This is a genomic window from Pseudomonas cichorii (genome assembly GCF_018343775.1).
GTDB classification, from domain to species: domain Bacteria; phylum Pseudomonadota; class Gammaproteobacteria; order Pseudomonadales; family Pseudomonadaceae; genus Aquipseudomonas; species Aquipseudomonas cichorii.
In genome coordinates this window covers 3897437-3920147 of the sequence record NZ_CP074349.1, presented here as the reverse complement: position 1 = coordinate 3920147, position 22711 = coordinate 3897437, and the positions used below count along the sequence as shown (strand labels likewise).

At 58.8% G+C, this 22711-nt stretch carries 21 protein-coding genes; 9 read left to right on the top strand and 12 right to left on the bottom strand.

Annotation, left to right across the window (positions count from 1 at the left end):
- Positions 1-20: 20 nt before the first annotated feature.
- The 5 genes from efeB to KGD89_RS16260 form a co-directional block, all read right to left on the bottom strand.
- Complete coding sequence (gene efeB, locus KGD89_RS16280) at positions 21-1331, bottom strand: iron uptake transporter deferrochelatase/peroxidase subunit (protein WP_025260832.1); 1311 nt, start codon at positions 1329-1331, stop codon at positions 21-23.
- 22 nt (positions 1332-1353) lie between these two features.
- Positions 1354-2562, bottom strand: coding sequence for an iron uptake system protein EfeO (gene efeO, locus KGD89_RS16275; RefSeq protein ID WP_025260831.1), 1209 nt, complete (start codon positions 2560-2562; stop codon positions 1354-1356).
- 8 nt (positions 2563-2570) lie between these two features.
- Positions 2571-3419 (bottom strand): iron uptake transporter permease EfeU, encoded by an 849-nt coding sequence (gene efeU, locus KGD89_RS16270; RefSeq protein WP_025260830.1) that lies wholly within the window; start codon positions 3417-3419, stop codon positions 2571-2573.
- A gap of 234 nt (positions 3420-3653) precedes the next feature.
- Positions 3654-4835, bottom strand: a complete 1182-nt coding sequence (gene ampC / locus KGD89_RS16265) for a class C beta-lactamase (RefSeq protein WP_025260829.1) — start codon at positions 4833-4835, stop codon at positions 3654-3656.
- A 103-nt stretch (positions 4836-4938) separates the two neighbouring features.
- Entirely contained in the window at positions 4939-6384 is a 1446-nt protein-coding gene (locus KGD89_RS16260; protein WP_025260828.1) for a SulP family inorganic anion transporter, read from the bottom strand.
- A 174-nt stretch (positions 6385-6558) separates the two neighbouring features.
- On the opposite strand from KGD89_RS16260, the gene zapE reads away from it, so the two are divergent.
- On the top strand, positions 6559-7674 hold the full coding sequence (gene zapE / locus KGD89_RS16255; RefSeq protein WP_025260827.1) for a cell division protein ZapE: 1116 nt from the start codon (positions 6559-6561) through the stop codon (positions 7672-7674).
- Between the two features lie 12 nt (positions 7675-7686).
- Here zapE and rarD read toward each other — a convergent pair whose 3' ends face one another.
- The gene (gene rarD, locus KGD89_RS16250; protein WP_025260826.1) at positions 7687-8571 is read right to left on the bottom strand and encodes an EamA family transporter RarD; all 885 of its coding nucleotides are present in this window, start codon (positions 8569-8571) and stop codon (positions 7687-7689) included.
- Between the two features lie 264 nt (positions 8572-8835).
- On the opposite strand from rarD, the gene KGD89_RS16245 reads away from it, so the two are divergent.
- Complete coding sequence (locus tag KGD89_RS16245; RefSeq protein ID WP_025260825.1) at positions 8836-9987, top strand: MFS transporter; 1152 nt, start codon at positions 8836-8838, stop codon at positions 9985-9987.
- 6 nt (positions 9988-9993) lie between these two features.
- Here the strand turns inward: KGD89_RS16245 and KGD89_RS16240 are convergent, their stop codons facing one another.
- Positions 9994-10827 (bottom strand): PhzF family phenazine biosynthesis protein, encoded by an 834-nt coding sequence (locus KGD89_RS16240; protein WP_025260824.1) that lies wholly within the window; start codon positions 10825-10827, stop codon positions 9994-9996.
- A 77-nt stretch (positions 10828-10904) separates the two neighbouring features.
- Positions 10905-11387, bottom strand: a complete 483-nt coding sequence (locus KGD89_RS16235; protein ID WP_025260823.1) for a multidrug/biocide efflux PACE transporter — start codon at positions 11385-11387, stop codon at positions 10905-10907.
- Between the two features lie 99 nt (positions 11388-11486).
- On the opposite strand from KGD89_RS16235, the gene KGD89_RS16230 reads away from it, so the two are divergent.
- Positions 11487-12362, top strand: coding sequence for a LysR family transcriptional regulator (locus KGD89_RS16230; RefSeq protein ID WP_025260822.1), 876 nt, complete (start codon positions 11487-11489; stop codon positions 12360-12362).
- Between the two features lie 371 nt (positions 12363-12733).
- Here KGD89_RS16230 and KGD89_RS16225 read toward each other — a convergent pair whose 3' ends face one another.
- Complete coding sequence (locus KGD89_RS16225) at positions 12734-13129, bottom strand: PA0061/PA0062 family lipoprotein (RefSeq protein WP_025260821.1); 396 nt, start codon at positions 13127-13129, stop codon at positions 12734-12736.
- A 682-nt stretch (positions 13130-13811) separates the two neighbouring features.
- Between KGD89_RS16225 and KGD89_RS16220 the strand changes: the two genes are divergently transcribed.
- From KGD89_RS16220 to KGD89_RS16210, 3 genes are all read left to right on the top strand, one after another.
- Positions 13812-13973, top strand: coding sequence for a DUF2986 domain-containing protein (locus tag KGD89_RS16220; RefSeq protein ID WP_074568978.1), 162 nt, complete (start codon positions 13812-13814; stop codon positions 13971-13973).
- 425 nt (positions 13974-14398) lie between these two features.
- On the top strand, positions 14399-15520 hold the full coding sequence (locus KGD89_RS16215; protein WP_025260820.1) for a saccharopine dehydrogenase family protein: 1122 nt from the start codon (positions 14399-14401) through the stop codon (positions 15518-15520).
- Positions 15521-15529: 9 nt separating this feature from the next.
- A complete protein-coding gene (locus KGD89_RS16210; RefSeq protein ID WP_025260819.1) occupies positions 15530-16021 on the top strand; it encodes a DUF2269 family protein in 492 nt (163 codons plus the stop codon).
- Between the two features lie 118 nt (positions 16022-16139).
- Here the strand turns inward: KGD89_RS16210 and KGD89_RS16205 are convergent, their stop codons facing one another.
- From KGD89_RS16205 to KGD89_RS16195, 3 genes are read right to left on the bottom strand one after another with little or no spacing between them, the layout of a single operon-like run.
- Positions 16140-16526 (bottom strand): nuclear transport factor 2 family protein, encoded by a 387-nt coding sequence (locus tag KGD89_RS16205; protein ID WP_025260818.1) that lies wholly within the window; start codon positions 16524-16526, stop codon positions 16140-16142.
- A 56-nt stretch (positions 16527-16582) separates the two neighbouring features.
- The gene (locus tag KGD89_RS16200) at positions 16583-17686 is read right to left on the bottom strand and encodes an alkene reductase (protein ID WP_025260817.1); all 1104 of its coding nucleotides are present in this window, start codon (positions 17684-17686) and stop codon (positions 16583-16585) included.
- Between the two features lie 57 nt (positions 17687-17743).
- Entirely contained in the window at positions 17744-18325 is a 582-nt protein-coding gene (locus KGD89_RS16195; protein ID WP_025260816.1) for a TetR/AcrR family transcriptional regulator, read from the bottom strand.
- A gap of 357 nt (positions 18326-18682) precedes the next feature.
- Here KGD89_RS16195 and KGD89_RS16190 point away from each other — a divergent pair, with 357 nt between their 5' ends.
- The 3 genes from KGD89_RS16190 (at position 18683) to KGD89_RS16180 (ending at position 22611) form a co-directional block, all read left to right on the top strand.
- Entirely contained in the window at positions 18683-19189 is a 507-nt protein-coding gene (locus KGD89_RS16190; RefSeq protein WP_025260815.1) for a sigma-70 family RNA polymerase sigma factor, read from the top strand.
- Positions 19189-20121 (top strand): FecR domain-containing protein, encoded by a 933-nt coding sequence (locus tag KGD89_RS16185; protein ID WP_025260814.1) that lies wholly within the window; start codon positions 19189-19191, stop codon positions 20119-20121. The genes KGD89_RS16190 and KGD89_RS16185 overlap by 1 nt, the downstream gene beginning before the upstream one ends.
- Before the next feature lie 75 nt (positions 20122-20196).
- On the top strand, positions 20197-22611 hold the full coding sequence (locus KGD89_RS16180; protein ID WP_025260813.1) for a TonB-dependent receptor: 2415 nt from the start codon (positions 20197-20199) through the stop codon (positions 22609-22611).
- Positions 22612-22711: the final 100 nt, after the last annotated feature.

Below are 22711 nucleotides of genomic sequence, written 5' to 3'. Positions count from 1 at the left end.
CCGGGTCAGGTGATTGAAGGTCATGCGGTTTGGGCAGTCGCTGAGGCGGCCAGCAATGAGCGGCCAATAAAATCCTTGTCGCCGGTCACGCCGGGCAGGGTGAAGAAATAGCCGCCGCCGAACGGCTTGAGGTATTCCTCCAGCGGCTCGCCGTTGAGGCGGGTCTGCACGGTGATGAAGCCTTTTTCCAGGTCGCTCTGGTAGCAGATGAACAGCAGGCCCATGTCGAGCTGGCCGTTCTTGTTGACGCCGTTGGAGTAGTTGAATGGACGACGCAGGATCAGGTTGCGCTGGGTTTCCGGCGTGCGCGGGTTGGCCAGGCGGATGTGCGAGTCCATGCGGGTCTTCTTGCCGTGCGGGTCGGCTGCATAGTTCGGCACGTCGCTTTCCACTTTGCCGTCCATGGGCGCGCCGGTGCTCTTGGTGCGGCCGAAAATGGATTCCTGCTCCTGCAAGGGCGTGCGGTCCCAGCGCTCGACGAAGTTGCGGATGAGCCGCACCGCCTGATAGCTGCCGTGGGCGGCCCAGGCCGGCTCGTCGCTGCCGGGCTGGACCCAGACCAGCTCGTTCATGGTCTTCTGGTTGTTGGAATCCGGGTTGGCCGAGCCGTCACGGAAGCCCAGGAAGTTGCGCGCACTTTCCGCTGGCTGGCCTGGCTTTTTGGGTGCCTGGGCCGGCACCGTGCCTTCCTGTTTCCAGCGCACCAGCAGCAGGTCCGGCAGGTTCTTGACGATATCGCGCAGGGCATGAATGTTGGTGTCCGGGGTGTTGGAGCAGAACTGGATGCTCAGGTCGCCGTGGCAACTGCTGGCTTCCAGCGCATCGTTGGGGAAACCTGTCATGCGGCTCAGGCGCTTGGGTTTGACGGCAGTCAGACCAAAGCGCTCATCGAACAGGGATTCGCCCACCGAAACCGTGATAGTCAGGTTGTCCGGGGTGACCACCGGGCCAAGGATGCCCGAGTCCAGCGGCGGCAGCTTCGGATCGACCTCGGCCACCGGGCCGCCGGTCATCAGAAAGGCGATGCGTTCGTTGAGGGTGCGGAACATGCGCTCCAGGTCTTCACGATCAGCTGCCAGCACATCGAAAGCCACCAGCATGCCTGCGGCCGGACGCGGGTTGACGATGCCGCTCTGGTGGATGCCGTGGAACGCATTGTGGTCCTGGGTCTTGTCGCTGTTGGGTGCTTCGGTGACCTGGGCGGTGGAGGCGGCCAAAGCGTTGCTGCTCAGGCTGCTGCCTGCCAGTGCGGCACCGGCAGCACCCAGCCCTAGCAGAACGCGGCGGCGCTGAAGGGAGTGGGGGGCGTTATCGGATTCCGGGTTTTTCATCGTAGTCACTTGTTCACATCGGTCAGAGGTCGGAGAGGCCGAGGGCCGAGTCGATTCCGTCGAGCGCATCGGCCAGAGCCTTGGCCTTGTCGCCTATCGATTGGCGCTGCGCTGCATCGACCTGATCGTAAGGGCGATAGCCGTCGTCGGTTTTCAGTGCCTTGAGTTGTTCATCCAGAGCGCTCGATGCGCTGTCGATGCGCTGCAACTGGGCGCCTGCGCTCTTGGCCAGCAGCGGACGCAACAGGTCGATGACCTTGCGTATGCCTTCCAGATTGGCGGCAAAGCCATTGAGGTCGCTGTGGCTGTAGCGCTCTTCTTCACCCTTGCTGCGCACTTCAGCCAGGCTGCGCATGTTGCGGGCGACGATATCGGCCAGTTGTTCCGGTGCCAGTGTCTGCGCCAGCAGTTGCTGCTTGAGGCTGGTGACATCGGTTTGCAGGCGCTGCGCCACGGGGGCGAGGCCTTCGACGTTGCGTTGCTGGAACAGGGCGTATTCGATGCGATGGAAGCCGCCGAAGCCTGGGTCTTGCTCGCGTTTTTCGTAGTAGTCGGCGCGGGCGTTGATGGCGTTGTCCAGCTCGGCCAGGCGTTGTGCGGCAGGGGCAATGCGCTGATAAAGCGTGCGCGCCGGGGTGTACGCTGCTTGTGCTGCGCTCAGGTCACCGGCTTCGATAGCCTGCTGCAAGACAGCGACCGCCTTGATCAGCGCCGAACTTTGCTGGCTCAGGTACACGCGGTATTCGGACAGCGGGCCGATAAACGCCACCATGGACGGACGCGCTTTTGCCTTGGCTTCCGACTCGGCTGTCGGGGTGACATGCAAGGTGCCACGCGGGTTGCTCAGCAGGCCGCAGGTGATGGCGTAGTCGCCGGGCTGCAAGTTGGCGTTGATCACCTGGCTCAGGCCGGGCGCGATGTTTTCCCGTTCTTCGACCACCAGCACGCCATCGAGAATTTCCCATTCCACGGCACGTTCGGAGCGGTTGACGATGCGAAAGGCATTCTTGCCCGCAGGCACGGTCAGTGTGTTGGGTTCGCAGTTGTGGGCGTGGATGTTGACCACGGTTTCGTTGCCGCTGTTGGCAGCCCGTTTTTTCGAAGCCACCTGCGAGGCGTAGTAGAAGAGTCCGCCGGCAGCGATCATCAGGATCACAGAGCCGGCGACGGCCAATCGCAAGGCACGGGGAGGCCTGGCTTTACCGGAAAGCTCAGAGGACGTGTTTGACATGTAGGCCCTTATTCGTTCGTGACGGAAGTGGGGGAGTGCTGTTGTTTTGCTGTCGGGGTGTGGGGCAGAAAAAACAGCACCAGCGCACCGATCAGGTAGATCAGGTAGGCACTCAGGGTGCTGACGGTCGGCGCGTCCTGATAACCGAACATGCCGGCGAGCACCGAGCCGAGTGGGCCATCCATCGGCAGGGTTGCGCTGAAGTCGATGACCACATCCTGCAAGTGGTTCCACACACCGGCTTCATGCAGCGCCTGCACGGAGTTGGACAGAATCCCGGCAGCAACCACGAGGATGAACAGCCCGGTCCAGCGGAAGAACAGGCCGAGGTTCAGGCGCATGCTGCCGCTGTAGATTGCCACGCCGAAACCGATGGCCAGCAGCAGGCCGAGCAGGGCACCCAAGGGTGCGCTGGAACCTTCGCTCTGCTGGAAGACGGCGAGCAGGAAGAAAACGGTTTCCAGGCCTTCGCGGGCCACGGCGAAGAACACCATGGCGATCAGGGCGTAAGTCTGGTTTTTCGAGCCGGCAAGGGCGGCGTCCAGGGAGGCATGCAAGGCATGCTTGATGGAGCGGGCTACCTTGCGCATCCAGAACACCATGGAACTGAGGATGCCGACGGCCACCAGACCGACGATGCCCTCGAACAGCTCTTGCTGCTTTTGCGGAAATTCGGCGCTCATCAGCTCAAGGCCACCGCCGACGAACAGGGCCAGGGCAGCGGCGAGAAATACGCCGATCCACACCGCAGGCATCCACTCGCCGCGGCCGGTCTGTTTCAGGTAACTGGCGATGATGCCAACGATAAGCGCGGCTTCAATGCCTTCGCGCAGCATGATCAAAAACGGAACAAGCATGGTTCACCGGGGTAAAGGCTTCGGGGTGAGGTGTTCCAGCGGGCTGTTTGGCTGAAACAATAAGTAACATAATGATACTCATTCCCGAATGAGAGCCAGTTGTTTTTCCGGTGATGCCTATGCTGTTCAGGTCAGGTTCAGGTATGAAGAGCGGTATTCCGTAGGAGCGAAAGGCAGTGTTTCAAACGGCATATATCGGTCGGATGTACCTGACCTTCGCGAATGAATTCGCTTCTACCGGGTTTGCGGTTCCTTTGGTAACGAGCAACAGTCCAGCTCACTGAGGATGCGATACGCGATGCGAACCCGTGCTTCGTTGGGGTAGTTCTTGTTGGCCAGGATCACGATGCCGAGTTTCCTGGCGGGCACAAAAGCGATGTATCCACCAAAACCATTGGTCGAGCCGGTCTTGTTGATCCAGACGTTCTGCCGGGGAGCAAGGGGCGGATTCAAGGCTGTGGCTGGCTGGGTTTCGTAAGCCATCTTGCTGGAGTTGCCTTCGAGCAACGCATCCAGTGTGAGGGGGGCATCGTACTGTTCCCAGATCAGGTCCTGAGTCATGGAGCCTGATTTGAAATAGCCGATCCGGGTGTCTGCAAGGGCACGTTGCAGCGCGGGAGACGTCTGCACCATGCCCATGTTCGCTTCGACAAAGCGGATCAGGTCACCGCTGCCGGACTTCATGCCATAGGCTTCTGCGGCCAGTACACCGGGGTTCAGCCTGACGGCTGCGTCCTGTCTGTTGTAACCCTGCGCATACCAGGACTGCCGGTTGGCAGGCACATCGAGGTAGCTGTTGGTCATGCCCAGTGCCGGGAACAGATGCTGTTCCATCGCGACGTTGAACGGCCGTTTCATGCGGTCGGCCGCGATCATGCCCAGTAGGCCAATACTGGGGTTGGCGTAGCTGCGGTGAGCGCCGGGCAAGTATTGGGGCTGCCAGGCCTTGAAGTAGCTCATCATCTGCTCGTTATCCCGTACCGTTTCGGGAAACTGCAGTGGAAAGCCACCGGCAGTGTGGGTGCCCAGATGAAAGAGTGGCACCTTGCCCAACCGGCTGCCGTACAACTGGGGAATATAGGTGTCGATGCTGGCGGTCAGGGAAAGCTGGCCGTTGGCTTGAGCCCAGGTGGCGAGGGTTGCGGTGAAGAGCTTGCTGATCGAGCCCAGCTCAAACAGCGTGTCGTTGCTGACTTTCTCCTGGATGTCTCTGGAAGAGACCCCGTAGTCATAGAAGTGTCGCTGGCCATTTTCGGTGATGGCAATGGCCATTCCGGGAATGTTGTACTGCTGCATGACGCTGCTGATTGCGTCATGCACGGTTTTATCAAGAGCCGGCGTCTTGCTCTCGGCAACGGCGACGCTGCTGGCCATGAGCAGCAGTGCCGGTGCAGCACATGCTTTGATCCATTGCATTTGAAGCTTCCTCGTATTCGGTGAGGGAGCAGACCCTACCACTTGCATGAAAGGGCTCAATAAACGTTCTTTCTCAAGATATGACCCATGTGTTTCAGACCGCTCAGTTGTCATGCGCTCCGGCGCGTTTGAGCAGTTTCTTGCAGCGCTCGGACAGATGGATCACACGCAAGTGTTTCCCGGCGTTGCTATAGCGTTCGCGCAGGGTTTTCAGCGCGGCAATGGCAGAGTAGTCGACGAAGTTCAGATGACGGCAGTCAATGGTGACGTTCTGCGGGTCGCTGGCCGGGTCGAACTGGTTGAGAAACGGCGTGGTGGACGCAAAGAACAGGGTGCCATGCATCAGGTAGATCTTGCTGCCGTCCTGCTCCAGATGAGTGTCGGCGTAGAGTTCGCGGGCTTGCTGCCAGGCAAAGTTGAGGGCCGCGATGATGACGCCGAAGACGACCGCTGCGGCCAGATCGGTGAGCACGGTGACGATGGTCACGGCGATGATCGCCAGCATGTCGTTCGTGGGGATCTTGTGCAGCACCCGCAACGAAGCCCAGGCAAAGGTCTGCTGGGACACCACAAACATCACGCCTACCAGCGCCGCCAGCGGAATGCGCTCGATCAGCGGCGACAGGAACAGCACGAACATCAGGATCATCACGCCAGCCACAACGCCGGACAGTCGACCGCGCCCGCCAGAGCTGAGGTTGATGGCTGTCTGGCCGATCATGGCGCAACCGCCCATGCCGCCGCAGAATCCGGACACCATGTTGGCTGCGCCCAGGGCCATGCACTCGCGGTTGGAATGGCCACGGCTTTCGGTGATTTCATCGGTGAGGTTCAGTGTCAGCAGGGTTTCCAGCAGGCCTACCATTGCCATCAGCACGGCATAGGGCGCCACGATCTGCAAGGTTTCCAGGTTCCACGGTATGTCGGGCAAGGCCAGGGTCGGAAGGCCACCGGCGATGCGCGCCATATCACCCAGGGTATGAGTCGGCAGTTTCAGCAGGTACACCAGCAGACCCACACTGAGTATCGCCACCAGTGCCGGTGGTACGGCACGGGTCAGGCGGGGCAGCAGGTAGACGATGGCCATGGTCAGGGCAACCAGCCCCAGCATCAGGTACAGGCTCTGGCCGCTCAGCCAGACACCGCCGTTCTTGAAGTGCTCCATTTGCGCCAGGGCGATGACAATGGCCAGGCCGTTGACGAAGCCGAGCATGACCGAATAGGGCACCATGCGCACCAGCTTGCCCAGGCGCAGCAGGCCGAAGGCAATCATGATCAGCCCGCCAAGTATCACTGTGGCGAGCAGGTACTGCGCACCGTGTTGCACCACCAGGGCCACGATCACCACGGCCATGGAGCCCGCCGCGCCGGAAATCATGCCCGGACGCCCGCCGAACAGGGCAGTCAGGGTACAGATGATAAATGCGCCATAAAGCCCCATCAGCGGGTTGAGATGAGCCACCAGGGCGAAGGCGATGCACTCGGGCACCAAGGCAAAGGAAGTGGTGAGTCCGGCCAGGACTTCGGTGCGGATACGGAGTGGTTTCATGACTTACCTGAGGGCGAACGTACTGCGTTACAGCCGTCGGCATACAAAAGAAGGGTGCAGATGTTACGAAATATGCGTTTAATCGACCAGTTAAAAAGACGTCATGTGCGACTATCATCTGCCTCGTGCTTCTATATGCTGGCAAACTTTCCTGAAGCCTAAGGTGCGTTTTCGATGGATGTCGTGTCTCCTCTGGATGCTTATGAACGAGCGGTCCAGCGTGGTTTTCAGCCTGACGAGGCGCAACTTCAGGCTGCCCGACAATTGCAGGGGTGCTACCTGGCGCTGGTGCAGAAGGGCACGACACCCAGGGGCGTTTATCTGTGGGGGCCTGTCGGGCGCGGCAAGACCTGGCTGATGGACCGTTTTTTCGACAGCCTGAGCGTACCGGCCCGGCGTCAGCATTTTCATCACTTCATGCGCTGGGTCCACAAGCGCATGTTCGAGCTGATGGGCACGCCCCAGCCGCTGAAAGTCGTTGCCTGTGAGCTGGCCCGCGAGGTGCGGGTGCTGTGTTTCGATGAGTTGTTCGTCACCGATATCGGCGATGCGGTGATTCTCGGCGGCCTGTTGCAGGTCATGTTCGAGGAAGGCGTGGTGCTGGTCTGTACCTCCAACCAGCCACCAGATCAGTTGTACAGCCACGGCCATAACCGCGAGCGATTCCTGCCCGCCATCGCTGCAATCCAGCAGTACATGGATGTGGTGACCGTGGACGGTGGCGAAGATCATCGTCTGCATCCCGGCCAGTTGCATCAGCGTTACTGGGTTGCCGAGCCGGGGCAGGCCAGTGCGCTGGGGGATATCTTCAAGGCGCTGAGTGGCGGGCAGGCGGTGTATGACTCGCAGGTGATGCTCGGTTATCGCAGCATCAACGTGGTGCAGCACACCGACACCACGGTCTGGTGCCGTTACCGGGATCTGTGTGAGCAACCCCTGGCGGCCATGGATTTCATTGCGTTGTGCGATCGTTTCTCGGTGATCCTGCTTGGCGAGGTCCCGGCCCTGAGCGCGGCTCAGCGCGAAGCGAAGATTGCCCGTGGCACCGAGGATGGTGTCGAGCAGGTCGTGGCGGGGGATCGGCAATTGCCGCAACTGTCACCCAACGACGACGGTGTGCGGCGCTTCATCGCTTTGGTGGACGAGTGCTACGACCGGCGCATCCCGCTGTATATCGAGGCGCAGACTTCCATGGAGGAGCTGTACACCCAGGGGTATCTGTCGTTTGCCTTTCGCCGCACCCTCAGTCGCCTGCAGGAAATGCAACTGGAGCGTTTTACCGGGCATTGATCGGCCTGACGTTCAGGCAGCATCCCGACGACGTTGGGCCAGCATATGCCTGGCGCCCTCAATGACCAGCACCACCACCGCCAGCCAGATCGGCAGGTAGGTCAGCCATTCATCACGGCCAATGCTTTCACCCAGCAGCAGCGCGACACACACCAGCAGTACGGGCTCCACATAGCTGAGCAGGCCGAACAGACTGAACGGCAGAATGCGGCTGGAAAGGATGTAGCTGATCAGGGCCGAGGCGCTGATGATGCCCAGCAGCGGGATCAGAAAGTAGAGTTTGGGTTCGTCCTGAGCCGCCATCGGATTGCCGTTGGCAATGAACCACAGGCCGATGGGCAGCATGAACAGCATGTCGAACCACAGCCCGCCCAGGTTATCGGTCTTGAGCTTGCGTCGCAGGACGAAGTAGAGCGGATAACCCAGCGCCACCAGCAGGGTTTCCCAGGAGAAACTGCCCAGCCGCCACAGTTCGTGGCCCACGCCGATCAGGGCTAGCGAAGCGGCGATCTTCTGCAGATGCGACAGGTGTTCGCCGTACACGATACGGCCCGTGGCGATCATGGTCAGCGGCAGCAGGAAATAACCCAGGGACACTTCCAGGCTGCGCCCGTGCAATGGCGCCCACATGAAGATCAGCAGTTGCGCGCCTAGCAGCAGCGAAGACAGCAGGATGCCAAACACCAGCAGCGGCTGACGCCAGATGCGCCCGGCCAGTGCCCGCACCAGTTTCCAGTCGCCACTGACCAGCATGAACAGCGTGGCACAAGGCACGGTCAGCAACATGCGCCAACCGAAGATTTCCTCGCCGGTCAGGGGTGTCATCAGTGAGGTATAGAAGTACATGACGGCGAACAGCACCGACGCCATGACCGACAGCACGACACCTTTATACACAGCGGCCTCTTTGATGGATGGGCGAGCGGGATGCACTGCAAAGGTGCGTAGTCTAGTGCGAAGGTTTGAAAATAGCTGGAGTATTTCTGCAGGCAGTAGGAGCGAATTTATTCGCGAGAGGCCAGTGAAGCCAAAGAGAGTGCGGCGCCTTTAATGGTGCTTTCGCGGATAAAATCGCTCCTGTGCGGTCTGCAATAGTCTCTGACTTTGCTAGGCTGTCGGGCTCGCCAGCACGATTCTGTCTGGTGTTCTCAAGGAGTTTGCATGACCTCTTTCAGCCACGAGGCCCCGATAGCAAAGGCCCGGCAGGAGCAGTCTTCCACCCGGATAGCGTTTTTCATTGCAGGTTTCAGCGTCGCCTCCTGGGCACCTCTGGTGCCTTATGCCAAGGCCCGTGTCGGACTGGATGACGGCACACTGGGTTTGTTGTTGCTGTGCCTGGGGATGGGCTCGATCCTGTCCATGCCTTTGGCGGGTGCGCTGGCGTCGCGTTACGGTTGCCGCCGCTTGCTGGTCATTTCGACCCTGTTGATCTGTCTGTGCCTGCCCTTGCTGGCCACTGTCTCTAGCCTGCCGCTGCTGGTGGCGACCCTGTTTCTGTTCGGCGCGAGCATGGGCGGTGTGGATTGCACGGCCAATATCCAGGCGGTCATTGTCGAGCGGGCCAGCGGCAAGACCATGATGTCGGGCTTTCATGGCCTGTTCAGCCTGGGCGGTATTGTCGGGGCCGGTGGCGTCAGCATCTTGCTGACCCTGGGGGCTTCGCCGCTGGTGGCGATGCTGGTGGTGGTTGTGCTGACACTTGCCGCACTGGCCAAGGCCACGCCACATCTGTTGCCTTATGGCAGCAAGTCCGAGGGGCCTGCCTTCGCGATTCCCCGTGGCGTGGTGCTGTTCATCGGCCTGCTGTGCTTCACCGTGTTTCTCGCCGAAGGGGCGATGCTTGACTGGAGCGCGGTGTTCCTCAGCTCGCTGAGGGGTGTTGAAACGTCCTATGCCGGGCTGGGTTACGCCGTATTTGCCGTGACCATGACCTTTGGGCGTCTTTTTGGCGATGCTGTGGTGCGCAGGCTCGGTTCCAACCGGGTCATCATTCTGGGCGGGTTGTGCGCTGCCAGCGGTCTGGCGATTGCCACGCTGGTGCCAGCCTGGGAAGCGGCTCTGTTGGGCTATGCCTTGGTGGGCGCCGGTTGCTCGAATATCGTGCCGGTCTGCTACAGCGCGGTCGGTCGGCAGACCACCATGCCGGAAAGTGTTGCGATCCCGGCCATCACCACGGTCGGTTACGCCGGGATTCTGGTCGGGCCGGCCGCCATCGGCTTTATTGCCCATGTCAGCAGCCTGGAGCTGGCGTTCATGATCGTTGCCGTGATGCTGCTGGGCGTAGCGATCAGTGGCAGCCAGCTCAAAACCTGAAGCTTTCTACAGCTTGCGCGCCATCCCCGACACTCGGATCGAACTGCCGATCTGTTCCGGGATTTCGGCGCGCAGGCGTGACGGGCTGCCCATGTCTTCGCCTTGCAGAATGTCGATAACGCCGCCGTGGGGCCAACCGATATCACGCAGGTAGCCGCCCAGCGCTGCTGTTGCCGCGCCGGTGGCCGGGTCTTCGTAGACACCGCCAAAGGCGAACGGATTGCGGGTATGGAAGAACTGCTCGGTTTCGGCAAACACCAGCACGATGGTGGCCCAGCCTTCGCGCACCATCAATTGGCGTCCGGCTTCCTGATCGTATTGCATGGCCTTGAGCTTTGAGCGGCTTTTGAGCGCCAGTACCAGATGCCCGGCGCCGCCGTTGATCGCTGCGGGTGGAATGCGTTCATCCAGATCACTGCGCTCATAGCCGAACAGGTTCAAGGCTTCCTCCAGCAATTGCGGGCTTATGGCTTTGCTATGGGTGGGTGGCGACTGCAAGGCGGCTGAGGTCAGTGACCCATGGGCATGGCCTTCGACCGTGATCTGCGCCTGATTGAGGGTCAGCTTGAACAGCCCGTCGCCTTGCTGCGCGGCCAGTGCGGCGCCCAGAGCAATGGTGGCATGGCCGCAGAAGGGCACTTCGGCCAAGGGCGAGAAGTAGCGTACGCGCCATCCATCGTCCAGCGGGGCCGCGAAAGCCGTTTCCGAAAAGCCGACCTCGGCTGCAATGCGCTGCATGGTGCTGTCATCGGGCAGCGCATCGCCAATCCATACACCGGCCGGGTTGCCGCCTTGATCGCCGTCGCTGAAGGCAGCCAGTTTGAGAATTTCCGTGGTCATGTCGGACAGACCTTATCGTCGCTGTGGGCCGATGATTGTGCCCGAACCCTTTCATTGCAATCCAACGGCAAATGCATTCAGGACCGTGAGGCCTCGCCACATCTGGACAGGCGGCGCTGCATGACCCGCTCGCGTACGAGGTCGTAGGCCCAGTTGAACAGCATGGTGTAAGGCAGGAACAACAGCAGAATACCGATATCCAGCAGGAAGGCTTCAAGCAGGCTGATGGACAACCACCAGGCTGCCAGAGGCACCACGGCGAGAATCAGCCCGCCTTCAAAACCCAGGGCATGAAGTGCGCGCTTGCCCAGGGTCATGCTGAAACCGAGTCGGGCGCGCAGTCTGTCGAACAGGGCGTTGTAGACCATGTTCCAGATCATGGCCACTGTGGAAATCATCACCGTCATGGCCCCCATCATGCCGAGCGAATGCCCCATGATCCAGGCCAGCAACGGCGCGATCATGATTACGCCGCACACCTCGAACAAGCTCGCATGCAGGATGCGCTCCTTGAAGGATTTGCTGGGTACAGCTGGGCGATCGTGGTTTGTCTGGCTCATTACAGATGACCTTTTGTGTTGCGGTATGGGTGCATTCTCATCGGTCATTGGGCTAAAGTGAAAATCGTTTCCATCGGAAAAACCGATAGCAGGTCGTCCATGAGTTTTTCACCCGAAGCCCTTGAAGCCTTTGCCCAGATCGTCGAACTGGGTTCTTTCAGCGCCGCTGCCCGTCGCCTGGGCAAGAGCCAGTCCACCATCAGCGAAGCCATTGCCCGCCTGGAAATCGATCTGGGGTTGGAACTGTTCGACCGTTCCGCCCGTCAGCCGGTCCTGACCGAAGCGGGCAAGGCCATGCTGGGGCGCGTCGAGGATGTGCTCAGTGCTTCGGATCGCCTGCGCCGTACCGCCGGGCGTCTGGCGGCAGGTGCCGAGCCGCGCCTGACTCTGGTGCTGTCCGATGCCAACCAGTTTTCCGAGTTCGAAGTGCGTATGACGGAACTGGACCAGCGCTTTCCCGAACTGGAGCTGGAGTGCGTGTTTGCCGAGCACGGCGATGCGATCAACCTGATCCAGTCGGGCAGGGCGTCTCTGGGACTGTTGTCGGCACAGGCGAGCTACCCGCCGGAAATCGGCCACGCAACCATTGTCGAGCGTGCGGACTTCGGTCTGTTCGTCGCCCACACCCATCCGCTTGCTGCGCTGGAGCAGGTCAATTATCAGCAACTGTCCGAATACCGGGCGCTGCGCCTCAATACCTTGATTGACCACAGCATCCCCACCGACGACTTGCCCACCAGTGGCTACAGCAACTGGTCGGCGCCCAATTATCTGTTGTTGATGGACATGGCGGGATTCGGCTTTGGCTGGTCGGCCTTGCCGCGCTGGCTGGTGTCGCGCTACGCCAGCGGGCTGCTGAAGGAGCTCAAGGTGCCCGGCTGGCCGCGCAGTTCGGCGGTGGATGTGATCTGGTCACGCCAGCGCAGCCTGGGACCGGCAGGGTCGTGGCTGCTGGAGACGCTGGTGCCTGCGTAAAAAACGGGCGATGTCACAATCTGTGGAAGGGGCCTTGTGGGAGCGAATTCATTCGCGAAGGGGCGTACACCCATCGTGTTTTCTACAGGCAAATAAAAACCCGCCGAAGCGGGTTTTTCCAAAGACCATTCCAACTCCCTGCCGGCAGCCCTCCGGGCCATGGTCGATCGTCCTTGATCCTGGCGAACTCCCTGTTCACCAGTTGTTGGATCCAATATTACGAGCCTTCGCGAAGGGCAAAAAGAGCGAATTGTCCTCGGTTCGTGTAAGCCTTTGGCTATACGTTGCCTGAAATTTCCCTGCTCCATCCCGGGTGTGGGATGTCAGAGCGGTGGTCCGCTTGGCTTTATAAGAGAGAGGGCTTTGCTTGATTACAGGCACGCTACTTGTCTGGTTTGGGTCAGTGTTTTTCCATCGCTGTCAATAAGCGCTATGTGTATATCCGCGCCAGAGCTTTTCTCAATCAATGTATAACGCTGGTCAGCCATGAAGTTGTCATAAGCGAGAGTCGCCACGCAACGGCGCTGACTTTGTTGGTAGCCCATTTGCACAAGGCCTAACTCCAGTTCGTGTTTTCCTTCCGATACCTGAAACTGCGTCAGGCTTTGGGCGCGCTGCTGATCCAGCCGCCTGGCGGTCATTTCATTGCCAGCCTGCGCCTGTAGATGAACGACGGACTCACCCTTTTTGATAGCCGGAGGCTGTGTGGAACATGCGGCCAGAATCACTATTGAAAACATGAATAACGTGGATTTAAATACGCTCATAGTATGGCTTCTCTGTTAAACGATAGAGGCGGGTGTTTATATAAAGTCAATGTTCATGGCTGCATTAAAAGTGCATGCATTGCCGAAAGCAGGGCGCGTTGGTTTTCTTGCGCTATCAGCCAAGTCTGTAACTTGAAGTTTTCGTATTGGCTTGGAGTCGGCTCATTCTATTCGGGAGCGTCTTCTGCCGCATCGCAAGAGGCTGCAAGGCGTTATGCACGGGATTGTATAATCCCGGCATCGGCATCATTGGGCTTTAAAAGGATTTGCAGGCTTTGTATGAAGTGAGGCTCACTCCGAAATCGGCTGTGTGCTCACTGAACCTTGTTTCGGGAGAGGCGAGGTGACCGCTTGCTGAAAACCGGCTTTCACTTTTCTACAGGCAAATAAAAACCCGCCGAAGCGGGTTTTCCAAAGACCATTCCAACTCCCTGCCGGCAGCCCTCCGGGCCATGGTCGATCGTCCTTGATCCTGGCGAACTCCTTGTTCACCAGTTGTTGGATCCAATCTTACGAGCCTTCTTGAAGGGCAAAAAGAGCGAATTGTCCTCGGTTCGTGTAAGCCTTTGGCTATACGTCGGCTGTGAAATTTTCCATGACCGCTGATCAACCGGCTCTTCAGGGCTCTGGTCCGATATCTCAAGCTGATATCATTCAGGCGTTCACACGCTGAGTAGAAAACATGAATCGTCGTAAAAAGATCCAGCAGCTATTAAAGGCTCACGCCAAGAAGGCCAGTGCCAAACTGGCACCCAAGAGCAAGCCTAAATACATCTGCAAGGCTGACCGATTGAAAATGGCTGCTGAATCCGCTCAAGAGGCGGCCCCTGCAGGTTTGCAGTGAGGGAGATGAGGCGCTGAGCCGTCAGGCTCACTTTTCTGCAGGCAAATAAAAACCCGCCGAAGCGGGTTTTTCCAAAGACCATTCCAACTCCCTGTCGGCAGCCCTCCGGGCCATGGTCGATCATCCTTGATCCTGGCGAACTCCTTGTTCACCAGTTGTTGGATCCAATCTTACGAGCCTTCTCGAAGGGCAGAAAGAGCGAATTGTCTCCGGCTCGTGTAAGCCTTTGGCTATACGTCGATCCGAGTTTTCCATAAAACTCAGCGGCCCTGTCGCCAGCAAGCGGCTTCCCACACGTGATGCATGACCCGACTGCCCCCGAGAAATGGCATCAGGAACCGTGCTGCGAGCCTCTCAACTTGAACGCCTGCGGGATATCAGCGAAGCTGCCGCCGCATGAATCAACGGATATCGGGAAGTTGCGCATGACGCTCAGGGTGATGGTGGTTGGTGGCTATGGAAATTTCGGCAGTATCATTTGTCGGCATCTCGCTGCTGTACCCGATATCGAACTGGTCATTACAGGGCGTGATGCGCAAAAACTTTCCCGAAAGGTCGAGGCGCTTGGGCGGCAGTCTGGCAAGGCCGTGCAAGGTTGGTGTGGCAACGCCATGAGCGCAGAGCTACAACCGGTCCTGGTGCAAATGGGGATCGATTGGGTGATTCATACGGCTGGCCCGTTTCAGGGGCAATCCTATGCCATTGCCGAGTCCTGCATCGAGGCTGGCGTCAATTACTGCGACTTGTCCGACTGCCGCCACTTCGTCAACGGCATTTCAGCGCTCGATGCACGCGCCAGAGCGGCGGGCGTGGCGATCTTCAGCGGTTGCAGTTCCGTGCCTTCGCTGTCTTCGGCCATCATCGATCAACACCGCCATCGCTTTACCCGCATCGACACCATCAACCATGGCATTTCTTCGTCAGCGAAAATGCCGGGCCTGTCGACCATAGAAGGTGTGCTGGCGTACGCCGGCAAGCCGATCAGCCAGCTCAAGGAAGGGCAGGTGCATGCGGTGCCGGGCTGGCAGGGACTGACCTTGCGCAAGATGCCGATGATGGGCACCCGGCTCCTGGCCAATGTCGATGTCCCCGATATGGATATTTTTGCCGGGCGCTATGGCGCCAGGAACCTGAGCTTCAAGGCCGGGTCGGGCTTGAAACTCGGAGGTGTCGCCAACTATTTGCTGGCTCTGGCAGTGAAGGCGGGGTTGATCCGTTCTGTTCCTGTGTGGGCTGCGAGGCTGCATCGCTGGGGGACGTGGTTTGAGCGTTTTGGTGACGGAAAAAGTGCGATGTTCATTGATGTTCACGGCGGCGACCATGACGCCAGGCCGTTGCTGATGACGGTGCAATTGACGGCTTCCAATGACAAAGGGCCGGAAATTCCCAGTTGTGCAGCCGTCGCCCTGATGGAAAAGGTCAATCGCGGTTACAAGCCTGAACCCGGTGCCCGGGCCTGCGTGGGAGAGATTACCGTTGACGAGTACCTGGCAGCGATCAACGAGCCGTTGAATATCCATCTGTCAGTACAGTTTTCCGACACGTAGCGCTGACCGATGACTTATCTTCTCCTGAAATACACCCACATCATCGCGGCGATTTTCCTGTTTGGTTTCGGCATGGGGTCTTACCTTTACCTGATCGCCGCAAGCCGCACTGCCAACCCGCACGTCATCGCACATGTCGCCAGAATGGTGGTGCGCTTTGACACCTGGATTACCACCCCGGCGGGTTTTGTGCAGATCATCACCGGTTACCTGCTGACCCGCATCATGGGCCTGCCCCTGACCACGGAATGGGTACTGACCTCGCTGGTGATTTTCCTGTGTGTCGGCTCACTCTGGCTGCCGGTGCTGATCCTGCAAAATCAATTGCAGGCGATGGCTCTGGCCGCAGTCAACTCGGGTGCAGAATTGGGGGCGGAGTATCGGTCGATTTACCGGAAGTGGTTCTGGATGGGCGTGCTGGGTTTTGCGGGGATGTTCGTTATCGTACTGATCATGGTGACGAAGATGGCGCCTTGGCAGTGGGTGGGGGGGCTGGTTTGAATGCTTCTTCTGCCTGCATCGGGTTGCCCCCCACTCTAATGCCGAATACCTGATAGATGCCGTTTAATCGTTGAAAGAGTAGGGCCGATGACCAGAGTCAATAAGCCCTCCTTCCTGATTAACTTTCAAACTGATGATAAACCTTGGCAATGACTTTCCAGTCGCTGTCGATCTTGATCAGGGTCAGGTAGTCGTTGTAATCGGCACCGATGGCGTCTTTTTCCATATCAATCCGGACGACGGCAGTGGTCGGTGTTATGGCCAGTACATCGAGGCGCGTAACGATGTCGGGGGCCGTGCCATTCTTTTCGACGAATGTGTATAGATTTTCTATCGGGCCACCCAGCAATTCTCCATTGGTGAAGCCGTACATCACGGCGTCGGCGTGGAAGGCTTCAGCGATGGCATCGACGCTGCCGACTCGCAAGCCTTCGACATATTTGCTGGCCGTGGCAATGACGGCATTGTAGTCCTGAGTCGGAACGGTCTTGATATTTTTGCTCATGAAGTACTTCTCCTGAAGTGATGTTGGGTAAACGGGTGGGATAAGTCGGGCTGGTGTCAGAAGTTGCCTGGCGGCCAATCGATGTAGCCTTTTGCACCACCGCCGTAATAGGACTCGCGAGGGGCAATGCTCAGAGCGGCGCCATAACGCAGCCGCTTGACCAGATCAGGGTTGGCAATGAACAGGCGCCCGAACGCTACAGCGTCGATCTTGTCCTGTGCCCTGCGCTCGACGGCCATCTTGAAGTCATAGTTGTTATTGCCAATGAAAGGCCCATCGAACAGAGCGCTCAATGCGTCCATATCGACACCTTCCGGGACTTCACGCGAGGTTGCGGTAGCACCTTCGACGAAGTGCAAATAGGCCAGATTGAAGGTGTTCAACTGCCGGATCAGATAACCGTGCAGCCCCATCACGTTGCTGTCCGGTTTGGTGTTGCCGGCATCGGGCGTGACGGGTGAAAGGCGGATGCCTACACGATCACTGCCCCAGATATCGACAATGGCCCGGGTTACTTCCAGAGGCAGGCGGGCGCGGTTCTCTATCGAACCGCCGTATGAGTCGGTGCGTTGATTGGTGGAGTCCCGCAGAAACTGATCCAGCAAGTAACTGTTGGCTGAGTGCACTTCAACGCCATCGAAGCCAGCACGTTTGGCGTTCTCGGCAGCCCGTGTGTACTGCTCGATGATTCCCGGAATTTCGTCGGTTTCCAGAGCGCGAGGCATGGAGACAGGTACGAAGCCCTCAGTCGTGTAGGTGTTTCCCTCTGCCTTGATGGCTGATGGTGCTACGGGAGCCTGGCGGTCCGGTTGCAGGTCGACAGTGGAGAACCGTCCTACGTGCCAGAGCTGACTGACGATTTTTCCACCTGCCGCATGTACGGCATCGGTGACTTTGCGCCAGCCTGCAACCTGTTCCTCACTCCAGATGCCGGGAGTCGCTGCATAGCCTCGGCCCTGCGCGGAGATATTGGTCGCTTCGGCCACAATCAGGCCTGCCGTGGCGCGCTGTGCGTAATAAGTGGCGTGCATTTCATTCGGGACGCCATCTTCTTCATAACGACTGCGGGTGACGGGCGCCATCACAATCCGGTTGGCGAGCTCAATGGAACCCATGCGTGTAGGGGAGAACAGATCGGTGTGGAGGCTGTGGTCATTCATGATGGTTACCTGTATGTATTCGACCGGTCGTCTAGTTGGTAGGCAAAAAAACCAGCGTCACTGGAGCAGACGTTTTGTCAGGTTCATGGCTGTGTCGAAGGGCGCTGAAGATTTGTTGACCTTCGCCAGGAGCGAAGCACCCAGCCAAAGCTGATAAAGGGATTCGGCAAAGACTTCGGGCTTCTCATCCGTGTTGATACTGCCGTCCGCAATCCCTCGTTCGGTGCAGGCCGTGATCCGCTGAATGATCTTCGCTGTACCTTTTTCAAGGACATGGCGCATGTCTTCAGACAAATCGCAGACCTCAGCCCCCAGTTTCACGACCAGGCATTTGCCCTCCGGCAGATCCGTACCTTGGGTTTCGATCCAGTAATCAAAGTACGCAACCAACCGTTCAGCACCACTGCCGGGGTTCGCCATGCGTGAATCTACCCGAGACAGATAGTCGGCAAAATACTCTTCGAGCAGCGCCTGACCGAACTCTTCCTTCGATTTGAAGTAGTAATAGAACGAGCCTTTGGGCACGCCGGCAGCGTTCAGCACCTCTGCGAGGCCGACGGCGGTGTAACCTTTGTTCGTCATCAGCGACTTGGCTACATCGATGATGTGCTGTCGCATGTCTTGGGCTTGCTTTTTCATAGGGTGGGGATTGTAGATAGAAACCGACCAGTCGTCTACTCGATTTGGCAACCTGCTTCCGAAGACCGCGGGTGACAAGACTTATCCTCAACGCTCATTGAGACAGGCTGGCCGCCCACGCTATTGCTCGTGATGGTAATAATGGTTGCCCGGCGCATTGGTGTCATGCCGAATGTGTTTTGTGCCAGCCCTCGCTACCTGTCAGACAAGGCACGTCCCTCAGTGCGACTGGATTGAGCAATGTTGGGCAAAGGTCCAGTTTCCAGAGTGATCCCAGGCTGGAGTCCGCACTGTGAATCCGCATTGATATGAGAATCATTATCAATTATTATCGCCGCTTCTTTCGGGAGGCAAGTCGTGGGCGAGGATCGTATAGGGCTTCTCTATGCAGAGCACAATAGCTGGCTGACGGGCTGGCTTTATCGTCGCCTGGGTTGCAACAGCCAGGCGGCGGACCTGGCACATGACACCTTCCTCCGTATTCTCACTTCGCAGCGTAGAACCGGCGAAACCCTGACCCTGGACCGTCCGCGGGCCTATCTGGCGACGGTGGGCCAGCGGCTGGTTTGCGACTATTTCCGTCGGCAGTCGCTGGAGCGGGCCTATCTCGACATGCTCGCCACGATGCCCGAAGCCTTTTCCCTGTCGCCGGAAGATCAATGGCAGATGCGCGAAACGCTGTTCCAGCTCGACGCCTTGCTTGACCGCCTTAAACCTGTCGTACGTGCGGTGTTTCTATTGGCACAGCTCGATGGCCTGACCTATGTGCAGATCGCCCGACAGTTGGGCATTGGTGAGCGTACCGTCAAACGTCATATGGCCACTGCCTTTGAAGCCTGCATCCTGAGCGACGTGACGCTTTAATGTCCGCGCAGGCCCCGATCAGTCGTGACGTCGCACGCCAGGCCGCCCATTGGCTTGTGCTGATGCATGAGCAGTCTCTGAGCCCCGCGCAACAGCAGGCCTGTGCTCGGTGGCGTGCGGCCGACCCCGAGCATGAGCGTGCTTGGCAGCGGGTACAGCATGTGCAACAGCAACTGGGTGGTCTGCCGCCCTCCATTGCCATGGGGACTCTCAACCGCGAACGGCGCCAGGTCTTGAAGACGCTGCTGGTGTTGGCCGCCATTGCGCCCGCTGGCTACCTTGGGTATCGCTTTGGCACCGAGCAGGGCTGGATGGCTGACTACCGCACCCGCACAGGCGAACGGCAGCAACTGACACTCGCTGATGGAAGTGTGGTCGACCTCAACACCGACAGCGCCATCGACGTGCAATTCGATGCCGGGCAGCGGTTGATCCGCTTGGTTCGCGGGGAGATATTGATCAGCACCGGCGTCGATACACGTCCTTTGCGTGTGGCCAGTGAACAAGGGCTTATGGAGCCTTTGGGGACGCGCTTCAGTGTGCGCCAGCTCAGTGGCACCACACAGCTGGCGGTGCTGCAAGGCCGGGTTCGGGCTACGCCTGCGCAGACAGCGCCACAGGTTGTGGAGGCGGGAGAGCAAGTGTCTTTCAGCGCTGCGGCCTTCGGCCCGTTACGCCCTGCCAGCGAACTGGCTACACGCTGGACACAAGGCGAACTGGTGGCTGATAACTTGCCGCTGCGCGATTTCCTCCAGGAGCTGACCCGCTATCGCCCAGGCCGACTGCATTGTGATGAAAGTGCATCGGCTTTGCGTATCAGCGGTGGCTTCCAGCTCGACAACAGCGATGCCATTCTCGCCGCGCTGCCGACCACTCTCCCGGTGACAGTGAGTTATCGAACCCGTTATTGGGTGACGGTGAGCAAGGCATGATCTTTTTTTGGCCCGTTTTTTCACGGTGCCCGTCCTTAGTAGTGAATCTGTAATCACCAAAGGACATTTTGCTCCATGACCCATTCTCGTACCCTGCGCGCGGCCACACGCAACACGCTCGCATTGTCATTGCTGACCTTTGCTTTGGCCGCTCAGCCGCTGCGTGCCCAGGCAGACGGAGCGATCCGGCATTACAGCGTCCAGGCAGCGAGTCTGTCCCAGGCGCTGGCCGGTTTCAGTTCGCAGGCGAGAATCACTGTGCAATTCGCCCCGGAGCTGGCTCAGGGGTTGAGCTCACCGGGATTGGAGGGGGATTACAGCGCTGAGCAAGGTCTCGCCAAACTGCTGGCGGGTTCCGGGCTTGGGGCTGTGCAACTGGGTGATCGGGTGTATGGGTTGGTTAAAGTCAGTACCGAGGTCGGCACGCTGACGATGCCCAATGTCGATATCAACGCCCGCACCACGGCCGAAGGCTCTGAAGCCGCAGGCTATGTGAGCGAAAACATCAGTAATGTCGGCGCTCTGGGCGGCATGAAACTACAGGACACGCCTTACTCCATGAGCGTGACCTCCCAGGCGCTGCTCAAGAACCTGCAGGCCACCTCGACCGACGATGTGTTCAAACGCAACCCCTTTGCCCAGCTTTACTCCCCTAAAACCGCCGGCTACGCCAGTGCTATCACCATTCGGGGTTTCGGTGGCTCTTCCAGCCTGAACATCGCCAACGACGGTCTGCGTTTCAGCACCCTTGCCGATGGCGGTAACTTCATCGAAGACACCGAACAACTGGAAGTGGTCACCGGCCTCACCGGTTTCCTGTATGGCCCGGCGTCTCCCGGCGGGTTGGCCAACTACGTGCTCAAACGGCCGACCTATGAGCGCTACAACAGTGTCACACTCGGCAATGCGGGTGGCGAAAACTACTACCTGCACGGCGACTTCGGTGGCCCGATCGATAGTGAAGGCAAGTTCGCGTACCGACTCAATGTCCTGACTCAGGATGGCGAAACCGCCCTCGATCTGCAGAAGCGTCGTCGGCAGATGGTCAGCCTGGCACTGGACTGGAACGTCAGCGACGACCTGCAGATCCAGTTCGACGCCTCTCACAAGGAAAGCCAGACCCGCGGCCTGACCAGCTATTGGTTCTTCGCCAACGAAGCGTATCGCCCAAGCGCGTCATCACTGGATACCGACAAGCTGTACAGCCAGAAATGGGCTTTCTCCGACAATCAGACCGACAAGGCAGGCGTGCGGGCCAAATGGCGCTTGAACGACACGTTCAGCCTGCGTGCAGCTTTTGCCGCACAGCAATACACCCAGGAATACACCTACACCGGCCCGCAGATCGATGCGCCAGGCATGTACACACAACCGCTGTATGCTTTTGCCCCTCTGGAAACCCGCGAGTACTCAGGCTATCTGTTTCTAGACTCGCAGTTCGCAACGGGCCCGCTGGATCACAAGTTGACGCTGGGCTATCAGGGCAATACCGCGCGCACCCTGATGTACACCGACCATACCCCGAGTCAGCAACAAACCTCAGTGACCGGCCCCGCCGTATCGCTCAGCCAGCAGCCGCAGGTGAGCAAGCCGGGTTATTCCATTGGTCATGGTGCCCGGCACCTCTCCAGTACCAGCGACACCCACAACCTGTTGATCGGCGACATCATCACATTCAACGAACAGTGGTCGACCATCCTCGGTGCAACCCACACCCAGATCATTGCCTACACCAACAATTTCGCCACTACGACCAGCACGCCGCGCAAGACCGAATATGACAAAAGCCTGACCTCACCCAGCGTGTCGCTGATTTACAAGCCAGTGCCCTGGCTGACCACCTATGCCACCTATATAGAAGGTTTGCAAAGTGGCAGCGTCGCACCCGCCAACGCAATCAACGCCGGGACCGCTCTGGCGCCGCAGATCAGCGAACAATACGAAATCGGAGCCAAGGCCAGTCTCGGCGACACGCTGGTGACGCTGGCGCTGTTCAACATTGAAAAGCCTAATGCTTTCCGCAACACGGCTCGTCTTTACGTCGCTGACGGCCTGCAGGAGAACAATGGCCTGGAATTCAGCGTTACGGGCAAAGTCACCCCGCAACTGACGCTCGTCAGCGGCCTTACCCTGCTTGATCCCGAGGTGAAAAAGAGCTCAAATTCGGCAAACGACGGCAACTCACCCATCAACGTGGCCAAACAACTGGCCAAGGTCTATGCCGAATACGACATCGCCTCCGCACCAGGCTTTGCCGTGACCGGCGGCGCGTTCTACACCGGCAAGCAATACGCCGACGAGGCCAACAACTACACCTTGCCAGCCTTCACCACATTCGACGCCGGAGCCCGCTACCGCCTGCCGCTGGGCGACAACAGCCTGACCCTGCGAGCGAACGTGAGCAACCTGACGGACAAGAAGTATTGGCTCAATACCAGCTATCTGGGGGATCCGCGGACGATTGCTTTTTCGGCGCAACTGGAGTTTTGAGTCAGATCTGCTCAGGTGTTATTGCTTACCGATTGAATCCCGCCTGGATATGAATCCTCAACTTTGCTCAGGGGGCCGATATATACCCATACGAGAACGG

Coding starts and splice junctions, on each gene's coding strand:
- efeB (WP_025260832.1), bottom strand. CDS start 1,331: ATGAAAAACCCGGAATCCGATAACGCCCCCCACTCCCTTCAGCGCCGC.
- efeO (WP_025260831.1), bottom strand. CDS start 2,562: ATGTCAAACACGTCCTCTGAGCTTTCCGGTAAAGCCAGGCCTCCCCGT.
- efeU (WP_025260830.1), bottom strand. CDS start 3,419: ATGCTTGTTCCGTTTTTGATCATGCTGCGCGAAGGCATTGAAGCCGCG.
- ampC (WP_025260829.1), bottom strand. CDS start 4,835: ATGCAATGGATCAAAGCATGTGCTGCACCGGCACTGCTGCTCATGGCC.
- KGD89_RS16260 (WP_025260828.1), bottom strand. CDS start 6,384: ATGAAACCACTCCGTATCCGCACCGAAGTCCTGGCCGGACTCACCACT.
- zapE (WP_025260827.1), top strand. CDS start 6,559: ATGGATGTCGTGTCTCCTCTGGATGCTTATGAACGAGCGGTCCAGCGT.
- KGD89_RS16245 (WP_025260825.1), top strand. CDS start 8,836: ATGACCTCTTTCAGCCACGAGGCCCCGATAGCAAAGGCCCGGCAGGAG.
- KGD89_RS16240 (WP_025260824.1), bottom strand. CDS start 10,827: ATGACCACGGAAATTCTCAAACTGGCTGCCTTCAGCGACGGCGATCAA.
- KGD89_RS16235 (WP_025260823.1), bottom strand. CDS start 11,387: ATGAGCCAGACAAACCACGATCGCCCAGCTGTACCCAGCAAATCCTTC.
- KGD89_RS16230 (WP_025260822.1), top strand. CDS start 11,487: ATGAGTTTTTCACCCGAAGCCCTTGAAGCCTTTGCCCAGATCGTCGAA.
- KGD89_RS16225 (WP_025260821.1), bottom strand. CDS start 13,129: ATGAGCGTATTTAAATCCACGTTATTCATGTTTTCAATAGTGATTCTG.
- KGD89_RS16220 (WP_074568978.1), top strand. CDS start 13,812: ATGAATCGTCGTAAAAAGATCCAGCAGCTATTAAAGGCTCACGCCAAG.
- KGD89_RS16215 (WP_025260820.1), top strand. CDS start 14,399: ATGACGCTCAGGGTGATGGTGGTTGGTGGCTATGGAAATTTCGGCAGT.
- KGD89_RS16210 (WP_025260819.1), top strand. CDS start 15,530: ATGACTTATCTTCTCCTGAAATACACCCACATCATCGCGGCGATTTTC.
- KGD89_RS16205 (WP_025260818.1), bottom strand. CDS start 16,526: ATGAGCAAAAATATCAAGACCGTTCCGACTCAGGACTACAATGCCGTC.
- KGD89_RS16200 (WP_025260817.1), bottom strand. CDS start 17,686: ATGAATGACCACAGCCTCCACACCGATCTGTTCTCCCCTACACGCATG.
- KGD89_RS16195 (WP_025260816.1), bottom strand. CDS start 18,325: ATGAAAAAGCAAGCCCAAGACATGCGACAGCACATCATCGATGTAGCC.
- KGD89_RS16185 (WP_025260814.1), top strand. CDS start 19,189: ATGTCCGCGCAGGCCCCGATCAGTCGTGACGTCGCACGCCAGGCCGCC.
- KGD89_RS16180 (WP_025260813.1), top strand. CDS start 20,197: ATGACCCATTCTCGTACCCTGCGCGCGGCCACACGCAACACGCTCGCA.